The sequence below is a fragment of the Neisseria sp. WLZKY-1 genome (assembly GCF_046546535.1).
Taxonomy (GTDB): Bacteria; Pseudomonadota; Gammaproteobacteria; order Burkholderiales; family Neisseriaceae; genus Neisseria.
Genome location: NZ_JBKGTW010000081.1, coordinates 1 through 5,377, shown reverse-complemented (window position 1 = coordinate 5,377; position 5,377 = coordinate 1). Strand labels below are relative to the sequence as shown.

General features: G+C 60.3%; 6 protein-coding genes and 2 pseudogenes. 2 read left to right on the top strand and 6 right to left on the bottom strand.

Going from position 1 to position 5,377, the window contains the following annotated elements; genetic code table 11:
- Together ACLD9W_RS12000 and ACLD9W_RS11995 are read left to right on the top strand one after the other, a co-directional pair.
- A pseudogene (locus ACLD9W_RS12000) lies at nucleotides 1-83 on the top strand (IS1595 family transposase); the annotation flags it as partial.
- Between the two features lie 18 nt (nucleotides 84-101).
- Nucleotides 102-215: pseudogene (locus tag ACLD9W_RS11995) on the top strand (IS5/IS1182 family transposase); the annotation flags it as partial.
- Nucleotides 216-228: 13 nt separating this feature from the next.
- Here ACLD9W_RS11995 and ACLD9W_RS11990 read toward each other — a convergent pair.
- The 6 genes from ACLD9W_RS11990 to ACLD9W_RS11965 form a co-directional block, all read right to left on the bottom strand.
- Nucleotides 229-681: an FKBP-type peptidyl-prolyl cis-trans isomerase gene (locus tag ACLD9W_RS11990; RefSeq protein WP_410842229.1), complete on the bottom strand. Its 453-nt coding sequence runs from the start codon at nucleotides 679-681 to the stop codon at nucleotides 229-231.
- Between the two features lie 49 nt (nucleotides 682-730).
- Entirely contained in the window at nucleotides 731-2,125 is a 1,395-nt protein-coding gene (gene dacB, locus ACLD9W_RS11985; RefSeq protein WP_410842228.1) for a D-alanyl-D-alanine carboxypeptidase/D-alanyl-D-alanine-endopeptidase, read from the bottom strand.
- A 67-nt stretch (nucleotides 2,126-2,192) separates the two neighbouring features.
- Nucleotides 2,193-2,684 (bottom strand): disulfide bond formation protein B, encoded by a 492-nt coding sequence (locus ACLD9W_RS11980; protein ID WP_410842227.1) that lies wholly within the window; start codon nucleotides 2,682-2,684, stop codon nucleotides 2,193-2,195.
- 365 nt (nucleotides 2,685-3,049) lie between these two features.
- Complete coding sequence (locus ACLD9W_RS11975) at nucleotides 3,050-3,445, bottom strand: hypothetical protein (RefSeq protein WP_410842226.1); 396 nt, start codon at nucleotides 3,443-3,445, stop codon at nucleotides 3,050-3,052.
- Nucleotides 3,367-3,918 (bottom strand): hypothetical protein, encoded by a 552-nt coding sequence (locus ACLD9W_RS11970; protein WP_410842225.1) that lies wholly within the window; start codon nucleotides 3,916-3,918, stop codon nucleotides 3,367-3,369. Before ACLD9W_RS11970 ends, ACLD9W_RS11975 begins: the two co-directional genes overlap by 79 nt.
- A gap of 382 nt (nucleotides 3,919-4,300) precedes the next feature.
- Nucleotides 4,301-5,191: a TonB-dependent receptor plug domain-containing protein gene (locus ACLD9W_RS11965; RefSeq protein WP_410842224.1), complete on the bottom strand. Its 891-nt coding sequence runs from the start codon at nucleotides 5,189-5,191 to the stop codon at nucleotides 4,301-4,303.
- Between the last annotated feature and the right edge of the window lie 186 nt (nucleotides 5,192-5,377).

Below are 5,377 nucleotides of genomic sequence, written 5' to 3'. Positions count from 1 at the left end.
AGTGCGAATGGCGTTTTAACAACAGTGAAATAAAAGTTCAAATTTCCATTTTGAAACAATTGGTAATAGATAATTTATCCTAGTTATCTAGGACAGCCCCAAACTTTTTCTGCCGGATAAAGGAGTTTAAAAAGATTGCGATGCGTTGTGAAAAGACGGATGAATCTTTTGCTGCCAACATTTATCTGGCTGCTACGGTTTTAAGGCTGGCTTGAGTGTCAACAGACCCTAATAATCCACGCGGATTTTACCCGCTTCGGATACATCGGCGATTTCGATGTCGAAATGCAGGGTCATGCCTGCGAGCGGGTGGTTGGCGTCGAGGGTGACGCGTTCGCTGCCGATTTCGCGGATGTAGAACACGCGCGCTCCGTCGCCCGTGTCGGCCTCTATCGCCATGCCTTCTTCCATCTGCGGCAATACCGAGGCGAGATAGGCTTTATCTACTTCGCGCACCAGATTGTCGTCGCGTTCGCCGTAGCCGTCGGCGGGGGCGACGGTGACGGCCAGCTTGTCGCCCGCCGCGCGGCCAAGCAGGGCTTGGTCGAGGCCGGGGATAATTTCGCCTGCGCCGGCGGTGTAGCGCAGGGGTTGGCCGTTTTCGCTTTGGTCGAGCAGGCGGCCGCTGCCGTCGGTGAGGGTGTAGAAGATGCCGACGCGGCGGCCTTTTTCGATGTTCACGGGTTGTCCTTTCGGTGGGGTTTTAAACGGTTTTCAAACGGCCTGCGCTTTACTTGGGCGTTTGGTCGTCTGAAAGCGGGGCGGGCGGGAAAATCAGGCGTTCGGTGAGCCTGTCCAATTCGCCCAGCAGTTTTTCGGCGCGCGGGCTGTTAATAATGACGACAACGGCCAGGGGCGGCGTGCCGTTGCCGCCCGTGTAATAGCCCGCCAGCGCGCGCACGTCTTTGAGCGTGCCCGTTTTCAGGCGCAGCGGCGCGCCGATGTGGCGGAAGCGGTTTTTCAGCGTGCCCTCGCCGCCTGCGACGGGCAGGGTGGCGGCGAAGGTGCGGCCGAAGGGGCTTTTGTAGGCGGCGGCGAGCATTTCGCCCATCATGCGGGCAGACACGCGCTCGCGCCGCGACAGGCCGGAGCCGTTTTCCAAAACCAGGGGCGCGGTGTCGATGCCTGCGAGCATGAATTGGACGCGCACGGCGGCATCGGGGTCTTGCGTGTCCCTGCCGCCGAAACGTTCGCCCAGCGTGAGGAAAACGGTGCGGGCAATGATGTTGTTGGAGTGTTTGTTCATGTCGGCGAGCACTTCGCCCAGCGGTTTGGATACGCGGCTAGCGAGGGTGCGGGCGGCGGGCGGGGTTTTGCCCTGCATCAGGCCGTCGGCGAGGCTGCCGCCGTTCTGCCGCCAGTGTGCGGCGAAGCTGCGCCAGGCAAATTCGGCCGCGCCGAGCATGTTGACGTAGATTTCGCGTCCGGCGCAGGCGGCGGGGGCGCGGCCTTCCACGGTAATCACGCCTTCGGCGTAGCGGCCGCGCAAAAAGCGCGAGGGTTGGGGACAGGGCGCGGGTGAGGGCGTAAAGACGGCGCGGCTGTCTACCAACACGTCGGGTAGGGGCGGATTGAGCGCGGGCGGGGCGGATGCGTTGGCGAGGGCGTAGCCGGGCGTGACGGCGGCCACTTTGTAGGCGAGCATCTGCGGGTCGGGTGCGGTGGTGAAGGCGCGGTGGGCGTCGTCGTCGAAACCGTCGGCGCTGCCGGTGTGCGGCCAGACGCTGCGGTCGAGCACCAGATGCCCGCCGATGCGGCGCACGCCCTTGTCGCGCAACTGCGCCTGCATTTCCAACAGGCCGTTTTGGTCGAACACGGGATCGCCGCTGCCGACCCAGTAGAGATCGCCGTCGAGCAGGCCGTCGGGGCGCAGCGGCGCGGCGGATTTGAATGCCGTCTGCCAGCGGAAATCCGCCCCCAGCGCGCGCAGGGCAGCGAAGGCAGTAACCAGCTTCATCGTCGAGGCGGGGTTGACCGGCACGTCGGCGCGGTGTTCGGCAATCACTTCGCCCGTTTGCAGATTGCGCACGTACACGGCGGCTTCGTCGGGACGCAGGCCGCCCAAATCGAGCGCGGCGGCAGGTAGAGAAAGGAAAAGAAGGAGAAGGGTAAAACGTTTTCGCATGGTTTTTTATCGCTTCGGGAAACGGAGAGGCCGTCTGAAACCTTTTCAGACGGCCTTGATGCGGCATTTAACGCCCGCGCAGGCGCAGCAGCATGCCCCACGCCAAAAGCAGCACCGCAGCGAAAAACAGCAGGCTCCACACGGGCAGCGGCACACCCAGCACATACTCGCGCACGCCGCAGTTGCCGAAGCCATCGACGACGAAGCGCCAGTAATCGAACAGCGGCCACTCTTTCAGGCGGAACGTCCACGGTGCGCCGCAGCTGGGCTGCTCTTCGGCGGGCAGGCTTTGCAGCCAGAGCTGGTAGCCCGCGACATACAGCCCCCACACCGCAGGTGCGCCGACCAAAAGCGCGGCGGCGGCGCGTCCGGCGGCTTTGGCTGTCGGCAGCAGCAGCGCGAGCGCCGAGGCGGCCAGCACCGCGAGCACCGCCACGCGCTGCAAAATGCACAGCGGACAGGGGTTCAGCCCCATCACATATTGGGCGAAAAACGAACCCGCCGCAGCGGCGGCGGAGAGCAGGAATACAACAAACAGAACGGTTCGGTAGGATTTCATGACAGGACAGACGGAAACGGACAAAACGGGCGGATTATACGCGATTCGGATAAAGAGGCCGCCTGAAACCTCGGATTCGGCTTTCAGACGGCCTTCGGGTGCAGGTATCCGGTCTGTACACTTTGGCGCAGGAGAGGGGCAGATGCGCTGGGATTGGCGGTTTCAGACGGCCTTTCGGATTTCAGGTTGATTTAAGGCCGCCTGAAACCCGTCGGGCAACAGCGTTGCCTCTCCCGCCGTTGCGGCAGCTTTCGCAGGACATCGGCGAAACGCAGTTCTGCGAACTGCCACCCCCACCCCGACTCTCCCCCGCGCAAGCGCAGGAGAGGGGTAGATGTGCGATGGGATTGGCGGTTTCAGACGGCCTACCATTTCCCCGTAAGGCCGATGCGGAACGTCCGTCCCAGTGCGGGCATGAAGGAGCGGCTGAAGGGGTCCATGTAGTAGCGGTTGGTGAGGTTGGTGCCGACGAGTTCGGCGGTGAATTTTTTGTTGATGCGGTAGCGGACGTAGGCATCGACAACGGTGGTGGCCGCCCAGCGCATATTGTCGGGGGATTCGTAGGTCAGGTTCGCATCGTAGTATTTGTTGGCGTCGCGGATAAAGTCGCGGAAGGCGGTGATGTAGTTTTTGTGGACGTCGTTGTGCCAGTGCAGGCGGGCGCCGAGGTCGAGTTTGCCGTTCAGCAGGCGGGTGCCCAGTTCGGCGTCGGCCGACCAGCGCGGCTGCTGCATGGAGACGAGATAGCCGTTGAAATCCATGCCGCCGGGGACGCATTGGGGTATTTCAACAGGGGTTTGCTGCCGCCCGATATCAGGTGGCCGGTAAGGGTGTGGTTTTCGACTTGGGCGGTGGCGTGGCAGACTTCGTTGCGGATGGTGCGGATGAGGCCGAGGCTGCCGTAGTAGCGGCCGCTGTCGAAGCGGGCGGAGATTTCCGCGCCGGTACGCAGCTGTTTGTCGTATTGCTCGAATTCGAGGTTGTCGTTGCGGTCGATGATGTTTTTGGTGGTGTTGCGGAAGTAGTTGATGCGGAAATCGGCTTTGCGCATTTTGGGGAAGAGGCCGGTGAGGTCGTTTTTGGCATAGAGCGCCTGCCCTTGTCGGGTGTTGAAGCGGCCGTCGGTATTGGGCAGGCTCTCGTCGAGACCGGGGCGGTTCGGCCGCGAGCCTTCTTTCCATCTGTCGTATTCGTTCGACCACGGTATGTCAAACCAGACGATGTCGCCCGGCACGCCGCCCGAGGAGTTGGTTTGGGAGTTGGTGCGCGTTGCCTAAACGGAAGCCTGCAAATCGATCCATGGATTTGCGGGCTTCTAGGTGTAGTCGATGTTGTAGGCGCGCTGTTTCACCCATGCCTGCGGCCATTCAGCGATTTTGTTGAGCACGCTGTAATCCTGCCGCTGAAGATGCGCGAGGGCATCACTTCACCGAAGGTGGTGTCGGTGTGGCGGATGCCTAGTTTGATGCTTTGGTTGCCCGGCAGGCGGAAGGTGGTTTTGCCCAGCTAGGATTTGGTTTCCAGCGAGGTGTTGGCCACTTCGCCGCCGGGGGTGTAGAAAATGCCGACAAGCGCAACATCGGGGCTGATCGAATCGCGTTCGGAGAGCAGGATTTCTATGTTTTTCTTGTTGTCGCGGGTGCGGTAGCCGTAGTGTTGTCCGCCTTTGGTGCCGGAAAATAATTGCCTTTTTTGCGGTAGGCGTAGGCAATCATGGCATCGAAGTTGTCTTGTTTGGCGGCGGCAGCAATGCGGAAGGCGTTGTCGTTACCGAATTTGTGTTTGCCGGAAAAACGCGGGTCGAGGCGGTCGGTGCCGTCGGCATAGAGCCGCCACATGCCGCCTGCGGCGTATTCGGGATTGGGCAGGGTGCGGTAATCGATGTTTTCGGCGTACACCGCTTTGTGCGGGCTGATGGAGTTGGTTGAGGTTTCGGTTTTGACTTCGAGGCCGTATTTCTGCCCTTCGGGCACGATGTCGTCGGCGTCGATGGTTTTCATCGCCACCGAGCCGCCGATGCCGCTTTTGGTGTCTCTGTTGAACGAAGGCCCTTTTTCGACATAGACGCTGCTGACGATATTGGGATCGACGTAGTTGCGGTTGCTCGCGCCCGCCAATCCACGCCAAACGGTAATCGCCTGCTCGGTGCCGTCGATGGTGACAGGAATGCGCCCCTGCCCCTGTACGCCGCGCACGTTGGGATCAAGCGCGCCGCTGTTGCGCGAATCGCCGCTGTACACGCCCGCCATGCCGCTGAAGAGGTCGGATACAGTGTTGCCTTTGAAGGTTTCAACTTCTTCCTTGCCTTTGTAGAGGTTGACAATGTCGCGCGAATAAACGCGGTCGCGGCCGGTTTCGTGGTTGTTGCGGTTGCCTTTGACGACAACGGTTTCGAGGGATGAGGATTCGACGGCGTCGGCGGCTTTCTGTCCCCCCGCAGCAAAGGCGTGGGATGTGTCCAAGAGGGCGATGCAGGCGGCGAGGGTTTTTAAACGGGCTTTGTCCATGAGATTGTCCTTGCAGAATCAACGGTTTTTAAATACGCGAATCAGTATGATTTATTTTTATCGGTGGATTATACTTAACTTAAGGCGTAAGTAACAAAATGGAGGCTATTTCGGAGAACATTCTCCCTAAGTAACAAAATGGAGGCTGAGCCTAAGATTTAATTGATAAATAATCCTTAATAAACC

Excerpts from the sequence above, each read along its gene's own strand:
- dacB (WP_410842228.1), bottom strand. The coding sequence starts at position 2,125 with ATGCGAAAACGTTTTACCCTTCTCCTTCTTTTCCTTTCTCTACCTGCC.
- ACLD9W_RS11980 (WP_410842227.1), bottom strand. The coding sequence starts at position 2,684 with ATGAAATCCTACCGAACCGTTCTGTTTGTTGTATTCCTGCTCTCCGCC.
- ACLD9W_RS11965 (WP_410842224.1), bottom strand. The coding sequence starts at position 5,191 with ATGGACAAAGCCCGTTTAAAAACCCTCGCCGCCTGCATCGCCCTCTTG.
- ACLD9W_RS11975 (WP_410842226.1), bottom strand. The coding sequence starts at position 3,445 with ATGGATTTCAACGGCTATCTCGTCTCCATGCAGCAGCCGCGCTGGTCG.